This window comes from Tessaracoccus massiliensis (genome assembly GCF_000826065.2).
GTDB lineage: Bacteria > Actinomycetota > Actinomycetes > Propionibacteriales > Propionibacteriaceae > Arachnia > Arachnia massiliensis_A.
In genome coordinates this window covers 299443-321171 of record NZ_LN623543.1, presented here as the reverse complement: position 1 = coordinate 321171, position 21729 = coordinate 299443, and the positions used below count along the sequence as shown (strand labels likewise).

At 68.8% G+C, this 21729-nt stretch carries 18 protein-coding genes and 1 pseudogene; 2 read left to right on the top strand and 17 right to left on the bottom strand.

Annotation, left to right across the window (positions count from 1 at the left end; translation table 11 throughout):
* Window position 1: 1 nt before the first annotated feature.
* From metK to efp, 10 genes are all read right to left on the bottom strand, one after another.
* Window positions 2-1189 carry a methionine adenosyltransferase gene (gene metK, locus BN1186_RS11970; RefSeq protein ID WP_040284286.1) on the bottom strand — a complete coding sequence of 396 codons (1188 nt, stop codon included), beginning with the start codon at window positions 1187-1189 and terminating at the stop codon, window positions 2-4.
* An 84-nt stretch (window positions 1190-1273) separates the two neighbouring features.
* On the bottom strand, window positions 1274-1618 hold the full coding sequence (rpoZ, locus tag BN1186_RS11965; protein ID WP_040284285.1) for a DNA-directed RNA polymerase subunit omega: 345 nt from the start codon (window positions 1616-1618) through the stop codon (window positions 1274-1276).
* Window positions 1619-1639: 21 nt separating this feature from the next.
* Window positions 1640-2191, bottom strand: a complete 552-nt coding sequence (gene gmk, locus BN1186_RS11960) for a guanylate kinase (protein ID WP_040284284.1) — start codon at window positions 2189-2191, stop codon at window positions 1640-1642.
* Window positions 2192-2212: 21 nt separating this feature from the next.
* Window positions 2213-2524, bottom strand: a complete 312-nt coding sequence (mihF, locus tag BN1186_RS11955; RefSeq protein WP_040284283.1) for an integration host factor, actinobacterial type — start codon at window positions 2522-2524, stop codon at window positions 2213-2215.
* Between the two features lie 106 nt (window positions 2525-2630).
* A complete protein-coding gene (gene pyrF / locus BN1186_RS11950; protein ID WP_040284282.1) occupies window positions 2631-3443 on the bottom strand; it encodes an orotidine-5'-phosphate decarboxylase in 813 nt (270 codons plus the stop codon).
* Complete coding sequence (locus tag BN1186_RS11945) at window positions 3440-4492, bottom strand: quinone-dependent dihydroorotate dehydrogenase (RefSeq protein WP_040284281.1); 1053 nt, start codon at window positions 4490-4492, stop codon at window positions 3440-3442. The genes pyrF and BN1186_RS11945 overlap by 4 nt, the downstream gene beginning before the upstream one ends.
* Entirely contained in the window at window positions 4489-7791 is a 3303-nt protein-coding gene (gene carB / locus BN1186_RS11940; protein ID WP_040284280.1) for a carbamoyl-phosphate synthase large subunit, read from the bottom strand. The genes BN1186_RS11945 and carB overlap by 4 nt, the downstream gene beginning before the upstream one ends.
* Window positions 7791-8918 (bottom strand): glutamine-hydrolyzing carbamoyl-phosphate synthase small subunit, encoded by a 1128-nt coding sequence (gene carA / locus BN1186_RS11935; protein WP_040284279.1) that lies wholly within the window; start codon window positions 8916-8918, stop codon window positions 7791-7793. Before carA ends, carB begins: the two co-directional genes overlap by 1 nt.
* A 20-nt stretch (window positions 8919-8938) precedes the next feature.
* On the bottom strand, window positions 8939-9367 hold the full coding sequence (nusB, locus tag BN1186_RS11930) for a transcription antitermination factor NusB (protein WP_040284278.1): 429 nt from the start codon (window positions 9365-9367) through the stop codon (window positions 8939-8941).
* Window positions 9368-9934 (bottom strand): elongation factor P, encoded by a 567-nt coding sequence (efp, locus tag BN1186_RS11925; RefSeq protein ID WP_040284277.1) that lies wholly within the window; start codon window positions 9932-9934, stop codon window positions 9368-9370.
* A 264-nt stretch (window positions 9935-10198) separates the two neighbouring features.
* On the opposite strand from efp, the pseudogene BN1186_RS16115 reads away from it, so the two are divergent.
* Both BN1186_RS16115 and BN1186_RS11915 read left to right on the top strand, forming a co-directional pair.
* Window positions 10199-10618, top strand: a pseudogene (locus BN1186_RS16115) (lamin tail domain-containing protein); the annotation flags it as partial.
* 304 nt (window positions 10619-10922) lie between these two features.
* Window positions 10923-13727: an ExeM/NucH family extracellular endonuclease gene (locus BN1186_RS11915; RefSeq protein WP_074437031.1), complete on the top strand. Its 2805-nt coding sequence runs from the start codon at window positions 10923-10925 to the stop codon at window positions 13725-13727.
* Between the two features lie 144 nt (window positions 13728-13871).
* Here the strand turns inward: BN1186_RS11915 and aroB are convergent, their stop codons facing one another.
* From aroB to alaS, 7 genes are read right to left on the bottom strand one after another with little or no spacing between them, the layout of a single operon-like run.
* Window positions 13872-14945, bottom strand: coding sequence for a 3-dehydroquinate synthase (gene aroB, locus BN1186_RS11910; protein ID WP_040284276.1), 1074 nt, complete (start codon window positions 14943-14945; stop codon window positions 13872-13874).
* Window positions 14942-15448, bottom strand: coding sequence for a shikimate kinase (locus BN1186_RS11905; RefSeq protein ID WP_040284275.1), 507 nt, complete (start codon window positions 15446-15448; stop codon window positions 14942-14944). The genes aroB and BN1186_RS11905 overlap by 4 nt, the downstream gene beginning before the upstream one ends.
* Window positions 15445-16641 (bottom strand): chorismate synthase, encoded by a 1197-nt coding sequence (gene aroC / locus BN1186_RS11900; RefSeq protein WP_040284274.1) that lies wholly within the window; start codon window positions 16639-16641, stop codon window positions 15445-15447. Before aroC ends, BN1186_RS11905 begins: the two co-directional genes overlap by 4 nt.
* A gap of 13 nt (window positions 16642-16654) precedes the next feature.
* A complete protein-coding gene (locus BN1186_RS11895) occupies window positions 16655-17506 on the bottom strand; it encodes a shikimate dehydrogenase family protein (RefSeq protein WP_246043307.1) in 852 nt (283 codons plus the stop codon).
* Window positions 17476-18609 (bottom strand): endolytic transglycosylase MltG, encoded by a 1134-nt coding sequence (mltG, locus tag BN1186_RS11890; protein ID WP_052460113.1) that lies wholly within the window; start codon window positions 18607-18609, stop codon window positions 17476-17478. Before mltG ends, BN1186_RS11895 begins: the two co-directional genes overlap by 31 nt.
* Window positions 18606-19067 (bottom strand): Holliday junction resolvase RuvX, encoded by a 462-nt coding sequence (gene ruvX / locus BN1186_RS11885; protein ID WP_052460112.1) that lies wholly within the window; start codon window positions 19065-19067, stop codon window positions 18606-18608. The genes mltG and ruvX overlap by 4 nt, the downstream gene beginning before the upstream one ends.
* Window positions 19060-21711 carry an alanine--tRNA ligase gene (gene alaS / locus BN1186_RS11880; protein ID WP_040284273.1) on the bottom strand — a complete coding sequence of 884 codons (2652 nt, stop codon included), beginning with the start codon at window positions 21709-21711 and terminating at the stop codon, window positions 19060-19062. Before alaS ends, ruvX begins: the two co-directional genes overlap by 8 nt.
* Window positions 21712-21729: the final 18 nt, after the last annotated feature.

Sequence of the window (21729 nt, the reverse complement as noted above, 5' to 3'; positions counted from 1 at the left end):
CTCAGCCCTTGACCGCCGCCGCCAGTGCCTCGGCCCGGTCCGTGCGCTCCCAGGTGGCGGCGGGGATGGTGCGGCCGAAGTGGCCGTAGACCGTCACGTCGCTGTAGATGGGGCGCAGCAGGTCGAGGTCGCGGATGATCGCGCCGGGACGCAGATCGAACGTGGCCAGCACGGCGCTGCGGATCTGATCCTCGGGCACCTGCGCGGTGCCGAAGGTATCGAGGTAGAAGCCCACCGGATGGGCCTTGCCGATGGCGTAGGCCACCTGCACCTCGCACCGCTCCGCCAGCCCGGCCGCCACCACATTCTTGGCCACCCAGCGGGTGGCGTACGCGGCGGAGCGGTCCACCTTCGAGGGGTCCTTGCCGGAGAACGCGCCGCCACCGTGGCGGGCCATGCCGCCGTAGGTGTCGACGATGATCTTGCGTCCGGTGACACCGGCGTCGCCCATGGGGCCGCCGATCACGAACTTGCCGGTGGGGTTGATGAAGACGTGCTCCGGCATGCCGAACCCGTAGCGCTCCAGCACGGGGCCGATCACCTCGCGACGCAGATCCTTATGGATCTGCGGCTGGTTGACGTCGGCGCGGTGCTGCGTGCTGACCACCACGGTGTCGATGCCTTCAGGCCGGCCGTCCTCACCGTAGCGGACGGTGACCTGGGTCTTGCCATCCGGGCGCAGATAGTCGAGCGTGCCGTCCTTGCGCACCGCCGTCAGCTTCTCGGCCAGACGGTGGGCCAGGTCGATGGGCAGCGGCATGAGCGCTTCGGTCTCGTTGCAGGCGTAGCCGAACATCAGGCCCTGGTCGCCGGCGCCCTGGGCGCTGGCCAGATCCCCATCGGCCTCGACGCGGCGCTCGAACGCGTCATCGACGCCCTGGGCGATGTCCGGAGACTGGGCGCCGATGGCGACGCTGACGCCGCACGAGGCGCCGTCGAAGCCCTTGCTCGACGAGTCGTAGCCGATCTCGAGGATGCGCTGGCGGGCCAGGTTCGCCACGTCGACATACCCGGTGGTGGAGACCTCTCCGGCCACGACCACGAGACCGGTGGTCACGAGCGTCTCGACGGCGACCCTGGACTGGCGGTCCTGCGCGAGCAGGCCGTCGAGCACGGCATCGGAGATCGAGTCGGCGATCTTGTCAGGGTGGCCCTCGGTGACGGATTCAGAGGTGAAAAGACGGCTCATGGCTGAGCACTCCTAGCGCGGCGACAAGCCGCATAGTGGGTAGGGGTTCTGTGGCGGCGACAAGCCGCCCCCTGGGGTGGTGCGTCAGGAGGACGCGGTTTCGTTCTCCGCGAAGGGATCGACGAAGGCGAAGGCCGGATCGACGTCGGTGGCCGCCGGAGCTTCCTCCACGGCGTTGGGATCGATCTCGGTGTACTGGAGCAGACCCTCGTTCATCTCGCGCAGTGCGATGGAGAGGGGCTTCTCCTCAGGAGCGGCCGAGACGAGCGGGCCGACGTTCTCCAGCAGGCCCTCGCCGAGCTGGGAGAAGTACGCGTTGATCTGGCGCGCGCGCTTCGCAGCGAACAGAACGAGCCGGTACTTCGAGTCGATGTCTTCGAGCAGGTCGTCGATCGGCGGATTGGTGATGCCTTCAGGCTGGGTGTTCAAGGTGATCCTTTCGGGTTCTGATCACAAGCTCATCAAGCTTACCAAAGCCTCGACGGTTTCCTCGATCGACACATTGACGATGACGTGGTCAGCCTCGTCGATCTGCAGCAGTTCCTGCTTGGCGGTCTCCAGGCGCCGGGCCATCGCCGCATCGTCCTCGGTGCCGCGGCCACGGAGCCGGCTGACGAGTTCCTCCCACGACGGGGGGCTCAGGAAGATCAGCTGCGCCTCGGGCAGGTTCTCCTTGACCTGCCGCGCACCTTGGAGATCGATCTCGAGGATCACCGGGCGGTTCTCAGCAACCGAGTCGAGGACGGGCTGCCTGGGGGTGCCGTAGTAGTTGCCGTGCACCTCGGCCCATTCGAGCAGTTCGCCGCCCTCGATGAGGGAGCGGAACTCGTCGATGGCGACGAAGTGGTAGCTCTTACCGGGCACCTCCCCCGCGCGCGGGGACCGGGTGGTCATGGAGACCGAGTAGAAGGGTTCGGGGTGGAGGGAGCGCAGCCGCTCGCACACGGTGCCCTTACCGACGGCGCTGGGGCCGGAGATCACCCACACTGCAGAAGAAGTCACCCGGGTGAGCTTAGCGGCAGGTCAGGAGAACAGCTCGTTGAGGCGCAGCACCTGGTGGCGGCCCAGCCCGCGGATGCGGCGGTTCGGCGCGATCTGGAGATTCTCCATGGTCTCAGTGGCACGCGTGATGCCGACGCGGGGCATGGCACGGAGAAGGTCGACGACCTTGATGCGAGACAGCGTGTCGTCAGCGACAGCCTTGTCCAGCGCATCGGTGAACGACAACTCGCCCTTCTTGACCTGCTCCTTGAGGGTTGCACGGGCGCGACGCGCCTCGGTGGCAGCGGCGCGGGCGGCTTCGAGCTGGGCGCTGCTCAACTGAGGAATGGCCATCGGATTTCCCTTCGGGTTGCTGGAAGTACGTTGTACGGACAGGTTGCCCCTGAAAGATACCGCGTTGTATCCAAAACTTCAGCCTTTAGGGTGGGTTTTGGACGGATCAGCCGAGATGTTGCGCGATGTGCGCTAGTAACTCCTGGGCGTTGCCCCGCACCTTGTCATGCCCCTGTCCGATCACTCCACGGCTCGCCGTCGGCAGCACATGCGTCAAGGCGGGGCCGAAGATCTCCCCCAGAGCACCTACCGTGCCGCCCTGTGCGCCGATGCCGGGCACCAGGATGGACGCGTTGAAGTCGCTGAGGTCGCAGCCGGCGTCGCTGTGCGTTCCCCCGACGACGAGGCCCACGGCGTGGTCCGCGCCGGGGTTCAGCGCCGCGACGGTGTTGACGACGTGCTGGGCCACGCTCACTCCCCCGGCGTCCGCCAGTTGGACGGGAGCGCCCTCCAGGTTGGAGGTGCGGGCCAGGACGTAGAGGCCCTGGCCGCCGGCGACGGCGGCGTCGATGGCAGGCTGCAGGGAGCCGACCCCGAGGTACGGCGACAGCGTGATGGCGTCGGCGCGCGTGGGCGCGTCATCACCGAGGAACGCGGCGGCATAGCCGGCCATGGAGGAGCCGATATCGCCGCGCTTGACGTCGAGGATGCTGAGGGCCCCGGCATCGCGGATGTCGGCCAGCACCCGCTCCATGACGGCCACGCCCTTCGACCCGAAGGCCTCGAAGAAGGCCGATTGGGGTTTGAACACCGCGACGGTCTCGCCTGCCGCCTCGACGATCCCCCGGGCGCAGCGCTCCAACCCGTCGACGTCGTGGTGGAGGCCCCACGCGTCGAGGACGGCCGGCATCGGGTCGATGCCCACGCACAGCCTCCCCCGTTCCGCGGAGATGGCGGCAAGCTTGGCAGCATAGGTCACAGGGGCCTCCTGAGTTCCTGGATCCCGCGCACCAGCGCCGGGCCCTCGTAGATGAAGCCGGTGTACAGCTGCAGCAGGCTGGCCCCGGCGTCGAACATGCGCGCGCCGTCTGCTGGGCTCATGATGCCGCCCACACCCATCACGGGCAGCTGAGTGGTGGCGGCGAGCCGCTCGACGAACGAGAGTGCCCTGGCCGTCAGCGGGCGACCGCTGAGCCCCCCGGCCTCGTCGGCCAGGTGCCGATCCGCCGGGAGCAGACCGTGCCGCGACAGCGTGGTGTTGGTGGCGATCACACCCGCGACCCGGGAGTCGTTGATCACGGCGACCGTCTCGCGCAGGTCCGTCCCCTCCAGATCAGGGGCGAGCTTCACGAAAACCGGGACGGGTCGCCGCGCGCTGAGAGCGGCCGCCTCGCCGGTGAGCGCGCCGAGCAGCTCCGCCAACTCGCCCGCAGCCTGCAGGCTGCGCAGGCCCGGCGTGTTCGGGCTGGAGACGTTGACCGCCACATAGTCGGCGTACGGGGCCAGGAGCCGCAAGGACGTGAGGTAGTCCTGCGTGGCGGCCTCCAGCTCGGTGACCTTGGACTTACCGATGGAGATGCCCAGCGGGATGCCGAGCGCCTGGTTGCCGCGGGCCACGCCCTTGGCGCGCAGGGTCTCGGCCAGCTCAGCGGCCCCGCGGTTGTTGAAGCCCATCCGGTTGATGATGCCCTCAGACGACATGGCCCGGAACACGCGCGGCTTCGGGTTGCCCGGCTGGGCCAGCACGGTGACGGTGCCGAGCTCGGCGAAACCGAAGCCGAAGCGCGCCCACGCCTGGGCCGCCAGGCCGTCCTTGTCGAGGCCGGCGGCCAGCCCGACCCGGTTCGGGAACCGGATGCCGGCCACCGTGATCGGATCCGCCACACGGCCACGGGCCCCGGCCGGGGCCTTGGCCAGTAGGGAGATCATCGCCTCGTGCACGCGCTCGGCGTCGCCGCCCGCGTATCGGAACATGCCGGCACGCAGGCCGCGGTAGCCGGCCCTCAGCGCCCAGGTGGACAGGCTCATGCCGTGGCCCAGTCCTGCAGCGAGCGCACCTCAACCTCGCCGCGCTGGAGCGCCTCGATGCCCTGCGTGGCCGCGGCCAGGCCGGGCACCGTCGTGATGGAGGGCACGTCGGCCAGCACCGCGGCGGTGCGGATGAGGTAGCCGTCCTCGCGGGTGCTCGCGCCGGATGCCGAGCCTTCGGGCGTGTTGAAGATCAGGTCGATGTCGCCGTCTTTGATCATGTCGATGATCGACTTGGACGTCTCGCCCTCACGCAGTTCGCTGAGTTTGCGGACCTCCTCGGCCGCCACGCCGTTGCGGCGCAGCACGGAAGCGGTGCCGGTGGTGGCCAGCACCCGGAAGCCCAGATCGACGAGCCGCTTGATGGGCCAGATCGCGTGGCGCTTGTCGCGGTCCGCGATCGAGACGAACACCGTGCCGGATGTGGGCAGGGGCCCTCCCCCGGCGGCCTGCGACTTGGCGAAGGCGGTGCCGAAGTTGTCTGACAGCCCCATCACCTCGCCGGTGGAACGCATCTCCGGGCCCAACAGGGTGTCGACGAAGGCGCCCGTGGCGGTGCGGAACCGGTTGAACGGCATCACGGCCTCCTTCACGGCGAAGGGGGCGTTCTGCTTCGGGGTGGAGCCGTCGCCGTCGGCGCGCAGCATTCCGGCGGAGCGCAGGTCGGCGATAGAGCGGCCCATCATGATGAGGGCGGCGGCCTTCGCCAGCGACGTGTCGGTGGCCTTCGACACGAACGGCACCGTGCGCGATGCCCGCGGGTTGGCCTCGAGCACGTACAGCGTGTCGCTGTGCAGCGCGTACTGGATGTTGAGCAGACCACGCACGCCCACGCCGTCGGCGATGGCGAGGGTGGAGGTGCGGATCTGCTCGATCACCGCGTCGCCCAGCGTGATGGGAGGCAGCGAGCACGACGAGTCGCCGGAGTGGATGCCGGCCTCCTCGATGTGCTCCATGATGCCGCCGATGTAGAGCTCCTGCCCGTCGTAGAGGGCGTCCACGTCGATCTCGACGGCGTCGTCCAGGAAGCGGTCCACCAGCACCGGCTGGTCGTCGCTCACCTCGGTGGCCTTGGCGATGTAGGTCTCCAGTGCCTCGTCGTTGTAGACGATCTGCATGCCCCGGCCGCCCAGCACGTAGCTGGGGCGCACCAGCACGGGGTAGCCGATCTCGCGGGCGATGGCCTTGGCCTCATCCGCGGTGGTGGCCATGCCATGCTTCGGTGCCGGCAGTTCCGCGCGGGCCAGGACCCGGCCGAAGGCGCCGCGCTCCTCGGCCAGGTTGATGGCCTCGGGCGAGGTGCCGACGATGGGCACGCCGGCGTCCTTCAGCGTCTGCGCCAGCTTCAGCGGCGTCTGGCCGCCCAGCTGGCAGATGACGCCGGCGACGGGGCCGGCCTGCAGCTCGGCGTGGTAGATCTCCAGCACATCCTCGGCGGTCAGCGGCTCGAAGTAGAGACGGTCCGAGGTGTCGTAGTCGGTGGAGACGGTCTCCGGGTTGCAGTTGACCATCACGGTCTCGTAGCCCGCCTCGCGCAGCGACATGGTGGCGTGCACGCAGGAGTAGTCGAATTCGATGCCCTGCCCGATGCGGTTGGGGCCGGAGCCCAGGATGAGCACCGCCTCCTTCGTCCGGGCGGGCACCTCGGTCTCCTCGTCATAGGACGAGTAGAGGTACGGCGTGTTCGCCTCGAACTCGGCCGCGCAGGTGTCGACCGCCTTGTACACCGGGCGGATGCCCAGCGCGTGCCGCACGCCCCGCACCACATCGGTGGTGAGGTTGCGCAGCCGGGCGATCTGGGCGTCGCTGAGCCCGTGGCGCTTGGCGCGGCGCAGCAGGTCCGGCGTGAGCTCGGCGGCGTCGCGCACCTCGCGCGCCACCTCCAGCAGGATGGTGAGCTGGTCGAGGAACCACGGGTCGATCTTGGTGGCGTCGAAGACCTGTTCGACGGTGGCGCCGGCGCGCAGCGCCTTCATGACCACCTGCAGCCGTCCGTCGAACGGTCGCGAGGCCGTCTCCAGGAGTTCCTCGACGGATTCGGTGATCTCCATGGTGAACTCGAAGGGCGCCTTCGAGTCCTCCATGGAGCGCAGCGCCTTGCCCAGCGCCTCGGTGAAGTTGCGGCCGATGCCCATAGCCTCGCCGACGGACTTCATGTGGGTGGTCAGGTAGGGATCCGCCGCGGGGAACTTCTCGAACGCGAAGCGCGGGATCTTGACGATCACGTAGTCGAGCGTGGGCTCGAAGCTGGCCGGCGTCACCTTGGTGATGTCGTTGGGAATCTCATCCAGCGTGTAGCCGACCGCCACCTTGGCCGCGATCTTCGCGATCGGGAAACCGGTGGCCTTCGATGCGAGGGCCGAGGAGCGCGACACGCGCGGGTTCATCTCGATGACGATCAGGCGGCCGTCGTCGGGGTTGACGGCGAACTGGATGTTGCAGCCGCCGGTGTCGACGCCGACGGCGCGGATGATGCCGATGCCCACGTCGCGCATGCGCTGGAACTCACGGTCGGTCAGCGTCATGGCGGGCGCCACCGTGATGGAGTCGCCGGTGTGCACACCCATGGGGTCGAAGTTCTCGATGGAGCAGATCACCACGACGTTGTCCGCCTTGTCGCGCATGAGCTCCAGCTCATACTCCTTCCACCCGAGGATGGACTCCTCGATGAGGACCTCAGTGGAGGGCGAGGCGGCCAGGCCAGCGCCGGCGATGTTGCGCAGCTCCGCCTCGTCGTGCGCGAAGCCGGAGCCCACGCCGCCCATCGTGAAGGACGGCCGCACGACCACCGGGTAGCCCAACGTCTCCGCCGCGGCGAGCACCTCGTCCATGGAGTGGCAGATCTGGGAGCGCGCCACCTCGGGCGCGCCGCCCGGGATGTCGAGGTTGACGCAGATCTCCTTGAACTGCTCCCGATCCTCACCGCGCTGGATCGCGTCGATGGAGGCGCCGATGAGCTCCACGCCGTACTTCTCCAGCACGCCGCCCTCGTGCAGCGCGACGGCGGCGTTGAGCGCCGTCTGCCCGCCGAGGGTGGCCAGCACCGCGTCGGGCCGTTCCTTGGCGATGACGCGTTCCACGAACTCGGGGGTGATGGGCTCGACGTAGGTGGCGTCGGCGAAATCCGGATCCGTCATGATCGTGGCCGGGTTGGAGTTGACCAGGATCACGCGGTAGCCCTCCTCGCGGAGAACGCGGCACGCCTGGGTGCCGGAGTAGTCGAACTCGCAGGCCTGCCCGATGACGATGGGCCCCGAGCCGATCACCAGGATCGAGGAGATGTCAGTGCGACGGGGCATCAGGCGTCCTTTCCGGCCGAGATGACCGAGACGAACCGGTCGAAGAGGTAGTTGGCGTCGTGGGGGCCGGCGGCTGATTCGGGATGGAACTGCACGGAGAAGCCCACGAGTGCGCCGTCGCGGCGGAGCTCGAGTCCCTCCACCACGTCGTCGTTGAGGCACTTGTGGCTGACGGTGACCTCCCCGAACTCGGTGTCCGTGGCTCCCTCCAGCGGTGCGTCGACGGCGAAACCGTGGTTGTGGGAGGTCACCTCGATGCGGCCGGTGGTGAAATCCATCACAGGCTGGTTGATGCCGCGGTGGCCGAACTTCAGCTTGTAGGTGTCGAAGCCGAGCGCGCGGCCGAAGAGCTGGTTGCCGAAGCAGATGCCGAAGAACGGGATCCCGGCCTGCAAGACCTCGCGCAGCAGCGCCGTGGGTGCCTCCGCCGTCGAAGGGTCGCCGGGTCCGTTGCTGAAGAACACCCCGTCCGGCTCGTAGCTCATCACCTCGTCGAACGTGACGTGTGCGGGCACCACGTGCACGTCCAGCCCGCGGGCGGCCAACTGCGAGGGGGTCATGGACTTGATGCCGAGGTCCACCGCCACGACGGTGTACTTCTTCTCCCCCTGCGCCTCGACGGTGTAGGGCATCTGAGTGGTTACGTCACCCACCAGGTCCCGCCCGGCCATCATGGGCTGGCCCAGCACGCGGGCGAGCAGTTCGTCGGCGTTGTCGGTCTCGGTGGAGATGCCCACCCGCATGGCGCCGAGGTCGCGGATGTGGCGCGTCAGCGCCCGGGTGTCGATGTCGGCGATGCCCACGATGCCCTGCGCCTGCAGCTCGTCGTCGAGGCTGCGCCTGGAGCGCCAGTTCGACGGGCGGGGAGAAGGGTCCCGCACGATGTAGCCGGCCACCCAGATGCGGCCGGACTCGCCGTCCTCATCGTTCCAGCCGGTGTTGCCAATGTGCGGGGCCGTGGCGAGCACGACCTGCCCGCGATAGCTGGGATCGGTCAGGGTCTCCTGGTAGCCGGACATGCCGGTGGAGAACACCAGTTCACCGAACGTCTCGCCGGTGGCGCCGAAGGACCGGCCACGAAACACGCGCCCATCCTCCAAGACCAACAGTGCGGGAACGGGACTCATGCGTTACCTCTTTCGGTACATCAGTTCGTGGTGGGCTTCGCGCCGGCGGCCTTGGCCAACAGGCCGTTGAGGAACGTCGGTGATTCGTCGGTGGACAGGTCTGAGGCCAGCCGTACCGCCTCGGAGATGACGGCGGCCGGTGGGGTGTCGGTGTAGTCGAGCTCGTAGACCGCCATCCGGGCGATGTTGCGGTCGACCGACGGCATGCGGTCCAGTGGCCACTTCTCGGAGGCCGCGGCCTCGATGCGGGCGTCGATTGCGTCGAGGTTCCCCGCGACGCCGAAGATGATGTCGCGGGTCAGCTCGCGTACGACGCCGCCGGAGAGGCTGCGCTGCTCGGTGAAGGTCTCGCTCAGCGAGGCCTCGCGCTGCTCCGCCATGAAGAGGATGTCGAGAGCAGCCTTGCGGGCCTTCGTCTGGGCGCTGTAGTGGGATGCGCGCTGGCTCATTTAGTTCGAGACGCGCCCGAGGTAGGAGCCGCCCTCGCGGGTGTCGACCTTGATGCGCTCGCCGGTGGTGATGAACAGGGGCACCTGGATCTGCTTGCCGGTCTCCAGCGTGGCGGGCTTGGTTCCGCCGGTGGAGCGGTCGCCCTGCAGGCCGGGCTCGGTGTAGGTGACCTCGAGCTCGACCGAGGCCGGGAGCTCGATGAACAGCGGGTTGCCCTCGTGCGTGGCGACGAATGCGTTCTGGTTCTCCAGCAGGAAGTCCTTGGCCTCGCCGACGACCTCGGCGGGGATGTAGAGCTGGTCGAAGGTGGTGTTGTCCATGAACACGTAGTCGTCGCCGTCCATGTACAGGTACTGCATCTCGGAGCGGTCGACGGTGGCGGTGTCGACCTTGGTGTCCGAGTTGAAGGTCTTGTCCACCGTCTTGCCGGTCAGCACGTGCTTGAGCTTGGAGCGGACGACGGTGTTGCCCTTGCCGGGCTTGTGGTGCTGGAACCAGATGATCTGCCACAGCTGTCCGTCGAGATCGAGGACCATGCCGTTCTTGAAATCGTTGGTCGAGACCATGCTTGTTTCTCCTCAGAAAATCGGGGGGCTGCGGCCAACAGCGCAGTCTACGTGATCCGGCAGACGGCGGAAAAATCCGCCACGAATCTGGACGTTCCGGCGAGCCGCCCGGATCGCCGCCGGAGGCGAATTCCAGGACAAGAAAAGGTGAACAGACGGAAAAGTGCCAACTCCCAGCTTGTCCGGCACGGGCCACTTACGGTGGGATCACAGTGTCGTGATTTCCCGCGGCATCTCCCTCTACACAGCAGGAGTTTGAACACCATGCGCAAGCACTTAGCGGTGCTGGCGGCGACGACGGCGTTGATCGCCGGTTCATTCATCGCCCCACCAGCACAGGCGGCCCCCGCCGATCACCTCATCATCAACGAGGTCTACGCCCGGGGCGGCAGCGCCAACCAGCCCTACCAGACCAAGTTCGTCGAGCTGTACAACCCCACGGGCTCGGCCATCACACTCAGCTCCGGCTGGGGGCTGGGCTACGGCTCCGGCAGCAGCGCCACGGTGGGCAACACCTGTCAGTTGACGGGCACCGTGGGTGCCGGCGACTTCTACGTCGTGGCGGTCGGCTCGAACGGCGCCAACGGCGAGAGCATCGAGTCGGACCAGGCGTGCACCAACATCAGCCCGTCCGGCACCAACGGCTCCTACACCCTCCTCAACGGAAGCACCGAGATCGACCTCGTGGGCTGGGGTTCCGCGGTGCGCAATGAAACCGCCGTGGCCGAGTACCCGGGTGGCAACAGCGCTCCGGGTGCCATCACCCGTACCGGTGCGGTGGACACCGACAACAACGCGGTGGACTTCACGTTCACCGAGACGCCCACACCCGGCACCGACGCCACCATCGAGGGCGGCCCACCCCACCGATCCCCCCACCACGGATCCGACCGATCCCCCGCAGGGGGCGACGACCCCCATCGCAGAGATCCAGGGCACCGGTGGCGCCACTCCCCTGGCCGGCCGGACGGTGACCACCGTCGGCGTCGTGACCGCCGCCTACCCCACCGGCGGTTTCCTCGGCGCCTACATCCAGACCCCCGGCACCGGCGGCGAGGCCAAGGCAGCCGGCGACGCGTCGGACGGCATCTTCGTCTACGGCGACGCGGCAGCCTCTGCCACGATCGGCGAGTGCTACACCGTGACCGGCACCGCGGGCGAGTACAACGGCCTGACGCAGCTCACCAACCCCACGCTGGCGCCGGCCGCTGATTGCGAGGACGTCACGGCCACGGACCTCGCCGAGTTGCCCGCCACAGACGCCGCCAAGGAGGCGTACGAGGGCATGCTCGTGCTGCCGCAGGGCACCTACACCATCACCAACAACTACGCGCTGAACCAGTACGGCCAGATCGGCCTCGCCTTCGGCGACGATCCCCTGTTCCAGGCCACCGACGCGGTGCGCCCCGGAGCCGAGGCGACGGCCTACGAGGCCGCTAACCAGCTCAAGGAGATCACGCTCGACGACGGCTCCAGCTGGAACTACATGACCAACGCGACGGCCAAGAACAGCCCGCTGCCGTACCTGAGCGCCGCCTCACCCATGCGCACGGGCTCCCCTGTCACGTTCGCCGAGCCGGTCATCCTCGATTACCGGTTCCAGTGGAACTACCAGCCCACCTCCCAGGTGGTCGGCGCCGAGCAGACGTTCCTCACCACGGTCAACGACCGCCCGGCCGCCCCGGCCGAGGTGGCTGGTGACGTCAAGCTCGCCTCGTTCAACGTGCTGAACTACTTCGACGACCTGGGCGCGGGCGAGTCCCGCTGCCGTTTCTACGCGGACCGCAACGGCAACCCCGTCGGCGCCAACAACTGCCAGGTGCGCGGCGCGTACTCGGCGGAAGCATTCGCCGATCAGGAGGCCAAGATCGTGGCCGCCATCAACAAGCTCGACGCCGACGTCGTCGGCCTGCAGGAGATCGAGAACAGCGCGGCCATCACCTACCTGAAGGGTCAGCCCCGCGACAAGGCGCTCGCCACCCTGGTGGCGGCCCTCAACGAGGCCGGCGGCAACTGGGCCTTCGCCCCCAGCCCGACGGTGACGCCCCCGGGCGAGGACGTCATCCGTACCGCGTTCATCTACAACCCCGACACGATCGAACTGGTGGGCCCGTCCTACATCCTGCTCGACAACGCGTTCTCCAACGCCCGCCAGCCGTTGGCGCAGGAGTTCGGCGTCATCGGCACCGATGTCACCTTCGTGGCCATCAACAACCACTTCAAGTCCAAGGGCTCGGGCGTCGACGACGGCACCGGCCAGGGCAACGCCAACCCGTCCCGCGAGGCGCAGGCCCGGGCGCTGAGCAACTGGGCCAACACCTTCGAGGCGTTCGCCGAGAAGGCCGTGTTCCTGATGGGCGACTTCAACGCCTACACCATGGAGACCCCGCTGCAGATCCTCGAGGCCGCCGGCTTCGAGAACCAGACCCGCGGCGGCGTCACCGAGGAGGCCACCTACCAGTTCAGCGGCCGCCTCGGCTCGCTGGATCACGTCTTCGCCAACGAGGCCGCGCAGGCCATCGTCGGCGGCGCGACGGTGTGGAACATCAACGGCGACGAGTCCATCGCCTTCCAGTACTCACGGCGCAACTACAACGTCACCGACTTCCACGCCGATGACGTCTACGCCTCCTCGGATCACGACCCGGTGATCCTGGGCATCCTCGCCGCGCAGCCCGACACCACCGCACCGCTCGTCGAGATCGCCGATCAGAGCGCCACGGTGGGCACCGAGTTCACCCTGGCCGTCGAGGCCACCGATGACTCGCTGCCGCTGACCTACCAGCTCGGTGAGGGCGCTCCGGCATGGCTCTCGATCGATGAGGACGGCGTTTTGTCGGGGATGCCCGCCGAGGAAGGCACCGTTGAGGTCTCCGTCGTGGTGACCGACGCCGCCGGCAACGCGACCACCGCGACCTTCTCTCTGGTCGTCGCGCCGGAGCCGGACACCACCGGCCCGGTCATCGAGCCGATTGCCGATCGCAGCACCCAGGTGGGCGTCCCGTTCCGGCAGCAGGTCTCGGCGACCGACGAGTCGACGCCGCTGATCTACTCCCTGACCGGTGCGCCGTCCTGGATGTCGATCGATCCCACTGGCCTCATCCTGGGCACGCCCACCACCGTGGGCGCATTCACCGTCACCGTCAACGTCACCGACAGCGAGGGCAACGTGTCCTCGGGCACGTTCACCGTCATCGTGGGCCCCGCCCCGACGACGGAGCCGACCGAAGAGCCGACGGTGGAGCCCACGGACGATCCCACCGGGGAGCCGACTGACGAGCCCACGGACGACCCGACGGATGAGCCCACGGACGACCCGACCGGCGAGCCCACGGATGAGCCCGCCAAGTATCAGCGCACCGCGCCGTACACGCTGGCCGGGCTGCACCGCAACCTCAACGGCCGCGACTGGAACACGACCTGTGAGCAGTACTCGCAGACCGAGCGCTGCCGCACCGAGATCTGGGCCACCGTCGTGGTGATCGAGAACGGTCGCTTCGTGCGGAAGAACACGTGGACGTTCAACAACCTCACGTACCTGCCGTACATGACCCGCGAGGCATGGGGCACCAACCCGCTCGCCCGCACCGGTGAATGGACCGCCGAGACCGACGGCCGGCAGTGGCGCACCGAGTGCGACACCGCGCGCACCGGCGGCAACGGTTGCCGCTCGTACAGCTACGTGACCGTCTACAAGGCCACCCCGGCCCGTAACGGCGGCTACGTGTTCTCCCAGGCCAACGAATGGGTGTTCAACAACATCGTCATGTTCGGTAGCCCCGAATTGAGGTAGTCGGACTTTGAGCGTCGCCCGGCGAGCTTGCGAGCCGGGCGGCGACGAAGGGCCCCCGCAGCGTGATTGCGACCTTGACCCCGGTGGTTGAGATGTCAGATCGGCTGCGGGGGCCCTTCGTCGCGGGGCACGCTCAGGGACCAGCTAGGAGAGTTCGCGGTAGGCGGCTTCGAGAGCGCCCTCATCGGGGCCGTCGATGATCACCGGCTTCCCGAACTCCGTGATGCCCACGATCCGCAGGGTGGCGCCGCGGGCCTTCTTGTCCAGGCTCATGATCCGACGCAGGTCCGCCCACGCCGACTGCTCGTAACGCAGCGGCAGCCCGAGGCCGCCAAGGAGGTCGTCGTGCATCACGACGGTCTCGTGGTCCAGGCCCAACAGCTGCCGCGAGACGCGCGAGCACCAGGCCATGCCCACCGAGATGGCGTCGCCGTGGCGCCAGGTGTAGCCCGCGTGGGCCTCGATGGCGTGGCCGAGGGTGTGGCCGTAGTTGAGGGCCTCCCGTCCCACGTTGGCGCCCTGGGAGGTGGATTCCCGGAAGTCGGCCGCCACCACCGTCGCCTTGACCTGCACTGCGCGCGTGACGAGTTCGGCGAAGCGGTCGCTGGTGGTGTCCGCCGCGTCGGTGAGGTCCTCCCGGGCGAGTTCCAGGATGCCGGTGTCGGCGATGAACCCGCACTTGATCACCTCGGCCATGCCGGCGCGCACGTCGCGCTCCGGCAGGGTGTCGAGCAGGGACAGGTCGCAGAGCACCGCGAGGGGTTCGTAGAAGGCGCCCACCAGGTTCTTGCCAGCGCCCAGGTTGATGCCGGTCTTGCCGCCCACGGCCGCGTCGACCATGGCCAGCACGGACGTCGGGATGCTGATGTAGCCCACCCCGCGCAGCCAGGAAGCCGCCACGAAGCCGGCCAGATCGGTGGTGGTGCCGCCGCCGATGCCGATCACGAGGTCGCTGCGCGTGAAGCCCGCGCCGGCCAGGGTGTCCCAGCAGCGGGTCAGCACCTCGGCGGTCTTCGCGGCCTCCGCGTCGGGCACCGGGATCATGGTGATCTGCCGGTCGAGCTGAGCGGCCACGGTCCGCGCCAGCATGGTCAGCGGTTCGGGGTGGATGACCGCGACCCGCATCGCGTCGCCCACGAGGTCAGGAAGCCGGTTGAGGACGCCGCGACCGATGTGCACGTCGTAGGGGCCGAGCGTGGAGTCGACGTGGACGCTCACTGCTCCGCGCCCCTTTCTGCGGCGAGTTCATCGGCGACTTCGACGCTGCCGCGTCCGTCGGTCTCGACGATCTGGGTGGCGAGCGCTTCGTAGACGGGGTTGCGTTCCCGCAGGAGTTCGATGAGCCGCCCGCGGACGTTGCCGAGCAGCAGAGGGCGTGCCTTGTTCATGCCGACCCGGCGGGTGGCCTGGCCGATGGAGACCTTCAGCCAGATGATCTCGTGGTCCGAGTTCTCCAGCGCCTCCCGGATGCCACGGTTCATCACTGCCCCGCCGCCCAACGAGACCACGTCGAAGGCGTCGAGGAGCTCCAGCGTGGCCTCCTGCTCGAGCGCGCGGAAGTAGTCTTCGCCCTCGTCGGCGAAGATCTCAGCCACGGGCTTGCCCTCGACCTCTTCGATGCGTTGGTCCACGTCGACGTACGTCCTGCCGAGCTTGCGCGCCAGGCGCTTGCCGACGGTGGACTTGCCGGCACCGGGCGCGCCGATGATGACGATGCTCATCGGCCGATCTCCAGCCCGCGCTCGGCGACGTCGGCGAGGTAGGCCTCGTAGTTGCGGCGGGTCTCCCCCAGCGAGTCTCCGCCGAACTTCTCCAGCGCCACCTCCGCCAGCACGAGCGCGACCATGGCCTCGGCGACGACGCCGGCGGCGGGCACGGCGCACACGTCGGAGCGCTGGTGGTGCGCGGCGGTGGGCTCGCCGGTGGTGGTGTCAATGGTGCGCAACGCGCGGGGCACGGTGGCGATGGGCTTCATCGCCGCGCGCACGCGCAGCACCTCGCCGGTGGACATGCCGCCCTCGGTGCCACCCGCGCGGTGTGATACGCGGCGGATTCCACCGTCGGTGGGCAGGATCTCGTCGTGGGCAAGGGAGCCGCGGGTGCGGGCCAGCTCGAAGCCGTCGCCCACCTCCACGCCCTTGATGGCCTGGATGCCCATCAGAGCGCCGGCGAGCTTCGCGTCGAGGCGGCGGTCGCCCTGTGTGTGGGAGCCGAGGCCCGGCGGCAGACCCCAGGCGAGCACCTCGACGACGCCGCCCATGGTGTCGCCCTCCTTCTGGCAGGCCTCCACCTCGGCCTGCATGGCAGCCGAAGCCTCTGGGTCGAAACAGCGGGCAGGATCGGCGTCGATGGCCGGCAGGTCGTCGATGGTGGGCAGGTCCTCGCGCGTGGCGCGGACGGGCCCAAGTTCGACGACGTGGCTGAGTACGGTGATGCCGAAGGCCTGCTGCAGGAAAGCCTGGGCGACGGTGCCGAGCGCGACGCGGGCCGCGGTCTCGCGCGCGGAGGCCCGCTCCAGGAGGGGGCGGGCCTCGTCGAAGTCGTACTTCTGCATGCCCGCCAGATCCGCGTGGCCGGGCCGGGGGCGCGTGAGCTTCGCGTTGCGGGCGAGCGCGGCCAGCTCCGCCTCGTCCACCTCGCCGGGGGCCATTACCTTGTCCCACTTGGGCCATTCGGTGTTGCCGATCATGATCGCGATGGGTGAGCCCAGGGTCTCGCCGTGCCGGAAGCCGGCCAGCAGCGTCAACTCGTCCGCCTCGAACTTCATCCGGGCGCCACGCCCGACGCCCAGCCGGCGCCGGCGGAGGTTCTCAGCGATCTCCCCGGTCCCTACGCGGACGTGCGCGGGGATCCCTTCCATGGTGGCGATCAGAGCTTGGCCATGGGATTCACCGGCCGTGAGGTAACGCAACATGTGCGCCATTGTGTCAGAGTCCGGCGCGGCGCCGGAGCTCCCGCCCGGCAGCCGAACGGCACGCCTCAAACGTCACCTGGTGGCCGGTCAACAGGTAGAACTGGTCCACCGCCTGGCCGGCCAGCAGGTCGAGCCCGTTGAGCGAGAACCGCCCGGCCTCCTCAGCGGCGGTGCCCAGCGGCGTGGGCCAGGGATCATAGACGGCGTCGAAGACGACGCGCGATTCGGCCACGAGGGGCGCGGCGTGGGCGGCGGTGGCATCTGCGGGGATGGTGCTGGCCACCAGGTCAACCGGGCCGGGGCTCTCCCCCAGTACCTTCACCTCTGCGTACAGGCCCAGCATCTGCGCCAGGTCGACGATGGCTCCTGCCCGCTCGGGGTGCCTGGCCAGGATCACCACTTCGCGGGCTTCCAAGCCGGCCAATGCGAGCACCAGGGAGCGCGCCGTCGCGCCGTTACCCAGGATGGCCGCCGAGCGAGGCGCGTCGAGGCCGTGGGCCCGCCAGGCACGGACGAAACCGGGCACGTCGGTGTTGTAGACCTTAGGCTCCGCACCGAAGACCAGCGTGTTGCCGCCGCCCACCAGCCGGGTGGGCTCGTCGGCTTCGCCGTAGCCGAGGATGGCCTCCTTGTGCGGGGCCGTCACGCTGAGCCCGGCCCACGCCGGGTCGTCGAGGCGCGCCCGCACGAAGCCGTCGAGCTCCTCCGGCGGCACGGTGACGGCGTCGTAGCGCCATACGAGGCCATTGGCCTGGTAGCCGGCGTGGTGGATGGCCGGGGAGAGGGAGTGGGCGGCCGGGTCGCCGATGAGCGCGGCCCGGTAGCGGCCGCCCATCAGCAGCGGCCGGTGTTGGCCTGGCACCATGCCTGGTACTCGGCCACGTTGGCGTTGTGCTCCTCGATGGTGGCGGCGAATTTGGTCTCGCCCGTGTCGAGGTTCACGGTGACGAAGAAGAGCGCATCGGTCTCCGCCGGGTTGAGCGCCGCGTTGAGGGCGCTCTCGCCGGGGTTGGTGATGGGGCCCGGCGGGTAGCCCTTGTGCACGTACGTGTTGTAGGGCGAGGGGTTGGCGCGCTGCTCGGCGGTGGTGGAGACCGTGCCCCAGTCCTGCACCGCGTAGTGCACGGTGGAGTCCATCTGCAGCGGCATCCCCTGGTTGATGCGGTTGTAGATGACCCGTGCCACCATCGGCTGATCGTCAGGGTTGTTGACCTCGGCGGCGATGATGGACGCGGTGGTCACGATGTTGCGCGGGGTGGTGCCCAGAGCCTGCGCGCCCTCCACGAGTTCGAGTTTCTCGGCGATGCGGTTGAACTGGCCGATCTGGGTGCCGATCAGGTGGGAGGCCACGGCGGGCTCCCCCACCTCGTAGGTGGAGGGGAACAGGAATCCTTCGAGCTCGCCGTTGGCGTAGCCGGGGAGCGCCTGGTAGATGCTGGTATCCGACGCGGCTTCCGCCATGTCTGCGGCGGTGAGGCCGATGTCGGCGTTGGCCGCGCGGTCCATGATGGCCCACTGCCGCTGGGCGGCCAGGCCCTCGGGGAAGGTCACCATCAGGCGCACCGCGTTCTCGGGGTCGAGCAGCATGTCGAGCGCTGTCTCCGCCGGGATCTGCTTGGTGAGCTTGAACCTGCCGGACTGCACCTGGTCCCACTTGCCGCTGCGGGTGGCGACCTTGCGGAACGTGCCCGCGGACTTCACCACGTCCGCCTCCATCAGCAGGACCCCCACATCCGAGGCGCCTGCGCCTCGGGGGATCATGATCTGGACTTCTTCGCCCGTGCCCTCACCGATGTAGTCATCCGCTGTGCGCCAGGACACGTAGGCCTCGTTGGCCTTCGAGTAGATGAACCAGCCGCCACCTATCAGCACGGCCGCCGACAGCAGCACCGCGAAGGCGCTGCGGGCGTAGTAGCCCAGGCGGCGCCAGTTCAGGCGCCCATCGTTGTCTGTGAACTTCGCGCTCACTCCGCCTCCAGTTCTACAGGTTCTCCGACGACATCTCCGGTACGCCCCTCAGCGTCGAGCGCACGTTGCAGAATCTCCACGGCCGCTGCCTGGTCGATGACCTTGCGCTGTTGCTTGGCGCGGCGTCCTGCATCGCCCAGACTACGCGATGCCGTAGCCGTGCTCATTCTCTCGTCGATGAGCCGCACGCGTGTCGCAGGGATCGCTCGGGCCAACTGCGCGGCCTTCTCGCGCACGAAGGTGGCGGCGAAGCTCCGCTCTCCGGCCAGGGTGAGGGGCAGCCCGACGTAGACCACGGCCGGCTCGTACTCGGCGACGATGGCCGCCAACCTCCGCAACTCGTCCGTTCCGGCCTGCACGGTCTCGACGGGGTAGGCGAAGGAGACCCCGGCGTTGCACGCCGCGACCCCGATCCTCGCCTTGCCCCAGTCGATGCCGAGGCGCGCGCCGTCAGGCACGCTCCTCCAGCGCAGTGCGCACCGCCGCCACAGCCTGCGGGGCCGCGGACGCGTCGGTGCCGCCGCCCTGGGCAAGGTCGTCCTTGCCGCCGCCCTTGCCGCCCAGCGCGGCGCAGGCCACGCCGATCAGGCGGCCGGCGCCCAGCCCGAGGCCACGTGCTGCCTCGTTGGTGGCCACGATCGCCGTGGGCTTCTCGGCGCCACCCACCAGGGCGACGACGGCCGGTTCGCTGCCCAGCCTCTCGCGCAGGTCGAGGGCGAGGGTGCGCAGGTCGTTGCCCCCCACTCCAGGCGTCTCCACGCCGAGGAAGCGCACGCCGTTGACGTCGACGGCGCGGTCCACGAGCGAGGCTGCCCCGGCGAGCAGCTTCTCGGACTGCAGCTTGGCGATGGTCTTCTCGGCGTCCTTGAGTTGGGCGACAAGCTTCTCGATGCGGCCCACGAGGTTGTCGGGCTGCACGCGCAGCGTGTCGGTGAGCTGGTTGACCAGGGCGCGCTCGGCGGCGAACTTGGCGAACGCATCGGTGCTGACCAGCGCCTCCACGCGCCGCACGCCGGAGCCGATGGAGGACTCGCTGAGCAGGTTCAGCACGCCGATCTCTGCCGTGGTGGCCACGTGGGTGCCGCCGCACAGCTCGCGGGACCAGGGTCCGGCCAGCTCCACCATGCGCACCATCGGCGGGTACTTCTCGCCGAACATGGCCATGGCGCCGAGCGCCTTGGCGTCCTCGAGCTTCATCTCCTGCGCCGTGACGGCGAAGTTGGCGATGATCGCCTCGTTGGCCTTGGCCTCCACCTCGGCCTTGAGCTGATCCGAGAGGCCCTGGGGCGAGGAGAAGTCGAAGCGCATGTAGCCGGGCTTGTTGTACGAGCCCGCCTGCGTCGCGTTGGAACCCACCAGTTCGCGCAGCGCGGCGTGCACGATGTGGGTGGCGGTGTGGGCCTGGCAGGCGCCGTGGCGGGCGGCGGCGTCGACGCGGGCGTCGACCTGCGCCCCCACGGGCAGTTCGCCGAGCACCTGCACGCGGTGCACGACCAGCCCGGGCACGGGCTTCTGCACGTCGAGCACCTCGAGCTGGAAGCCGTCGCCGACGATGGTGCCGCGGTCAGCGTCCTGGCCGCCGGCCTCCGCGTAGAACGGTGTCTCGGCCAGGACGATCTCGACGGTGCTGCCGTCCTCGGCACGATCCGTGGCCACGCCGTCGGCGATGATGCCGCGCACGGTGGTGGCGACGTCGAGGTCCGTGTACCCCAGGAACGGCACCTCGCCCTTGTCGCGGAGCTGGCGGTAGGCCTCCATCGAGGCGGTGCCGCCCTTCTTCGCCTTGGCATCGGCGCGGGCGCGCTCCTTCTGCTCCTTCATGAGCTCGTCGAACTTCGCGCGGTCCACCGCCAGGCCCTGCTCCTCGGCCATCTCCATGGTGAGGTCGATCGGGAAGCCGTAGGTGTCGTGCAGCTGGAAGGCCTTCTCGCCGGGCAGCGTCTTCGCCTGACCCTGCTTGACCTCACCGACGGCGGTGTCGAACATGACGGTGCCCGCCTGCAGGGTGCGACGGAAGGACTCCTCCTCCGCGTAGGCGAGCTGGGACACGCGGGACCAGTTCTCGTCGATCTCCGGGAAGGATGCCAGCATCGCGGCCTTCGAGACCGGCAGCAGTTCCTGCAGCACCGGGTCCCCCACGCCCAACAGGCGCATGGCGCGCACCACGCGGCGCAGCAGGCGGCGCAGCACGTAGCCGCGGGCCTCGTTGCCGGGCGTGACGCCGTCGGTCATCAGCATCAGGCCGGAACGCACGTGGTCGGCGACCACGCGGAAGCGCACGTCGTCGACGTCATCGGCGCCATAGGTCTTGCCGGAGAGCTCGGAGGCCTTCGCGATGACGGGGTAGACCTCGTCGATCTCGTACATGTTCGCCTTGCCCTGCTTCAGGTAGGCGACGCGCTCGAGGCCGGAGCCGGTGTCGATGTTCCTCGACGGCAGGGGGCGCAGCACGTCGAAGTCGTCCTTGCGGCGCACCTCGGAGAGTTCTTCCTGCTGGAAGACGAGGTTCCAGATCTCGAGGAAGCGGTCCTCGTCGGCTTCGGGGCCGCCATCGGGGCCGAACTCAGGGCCGCGGTCGATGTAGATCTCCGAGCACGGCCCGCCCGGCCCGGGCACGCCCATGTGCCAGTAGTTGTCCTTGAGCCCGCGTTCCTGGATGCGCTCGCGCGGGATGCCGGCCTTCTGCCACAGGTCGATGGTCTCCTGGTCGCCGTGCAGCGCGGTCACCCACACCTTGTCGGCGTCGAAGCCCCAGCCGCCGTCGGCCTCGGAGCCCGTGATTAGTTCCCAGGCGAAGTTGATGGCGCCTTCCTTGAAGTAGTCGCCGAACGCGAAGTTGCCCAGCATCTGGAAGAACGTGCCGTGGCGCGTGGTCTTGCCCACCTCGTCGATGTCGAGGGTGCGCACGCACTTCTGGGAGCTCACAGCGCGCTTGTACGGGGCCGGCTCATCGCCGAGGAAGTACGGCTTGAACGGCACCATGCCGGCGTTGACGAACAGCAGCGTGGGGTCGTTGTAGAGCAGCGAGGCGCTGGGCACGATCTCGTGACCGTTGCGCGCGAAGAAGTCGACGAACCGGCTCCGGATCTCGGAGGTCTTCATGTGATGGGGTTCCTAGCG

Coding starts and splice junctions, on each gene's coding strand:
- carA (WP_040284279.1), bottom strand. CDS start 8,918: ATGAGTCCCGTTCCCGCACTGTTGGTCTTGGAGGATGGGCGCGTGTTT.
- alaS (WP_040284273.1), bottom strand. CDS start 21,711: ATGAAGACCTCCGAGATCCGGAGCCGGTTCGTCGACTTCTTCGCGCGC.
- carB (WP_040284280.1), bottom strand. CDS start 7,791: ATGCCCCGTCGCACTGACATCTCCTCGATCCTGGTGATCGGCTCGGGG.
- metK (WP_040284286.1), bottom strand. CDS start 1,189: ATGAGCCGTCTTTTCACCTCTGAATCCGTCACCGAGGGCCACCCTGAC.
- BN1186_RS11945 (WP_040284281.1), bottom strand. CDS start 4,492: ATGAGCCTGTCCACCTGGGCGCTGAGGGCCGGCTACCGCGGCCTGCGT.
- mihF (WP_040284283.1), bottom strand. CDS start 2,524: ATGGCCATTCCTCAGTTGAGCAGCGCCCAGCTCGAAGCCGCCCGCGCC.
- efp (WP_040284277.1), bottom strand. CDS start 9,934: ATGGTCTCGACCAACGATTTCAAGAACGGCATGGTCCTCGATCTCGAC.
- BN1186_RS11895 (WP_246043307.1), bottom strand. CDS start 17,506: ATGGTGCCAGGCCAACACCGGCCGCTGCTGATGGGCGGCCGCTACCGG.
- nusB (WP_040284278.1), bottom strand. CDS start 9,367: ATGAGCCAGCGCGCATCCCACTACAGCGCCCAGACGAAGGCCCGCAAG.
- BN1186_RS11905 (WP_040284275.1), bottom strand. CDS start 15,448: ATGAGCATCGTCATCATCGGCGCGCCCGGTGCCGGCAAGTCCACCGTC.
- aroC (WP_040284274.1), bottom strand. CDS start 16,641: ATGTTGCGTTACCTCACGGCCGGTGAATCCCATGGCCAAGCTCTGATC.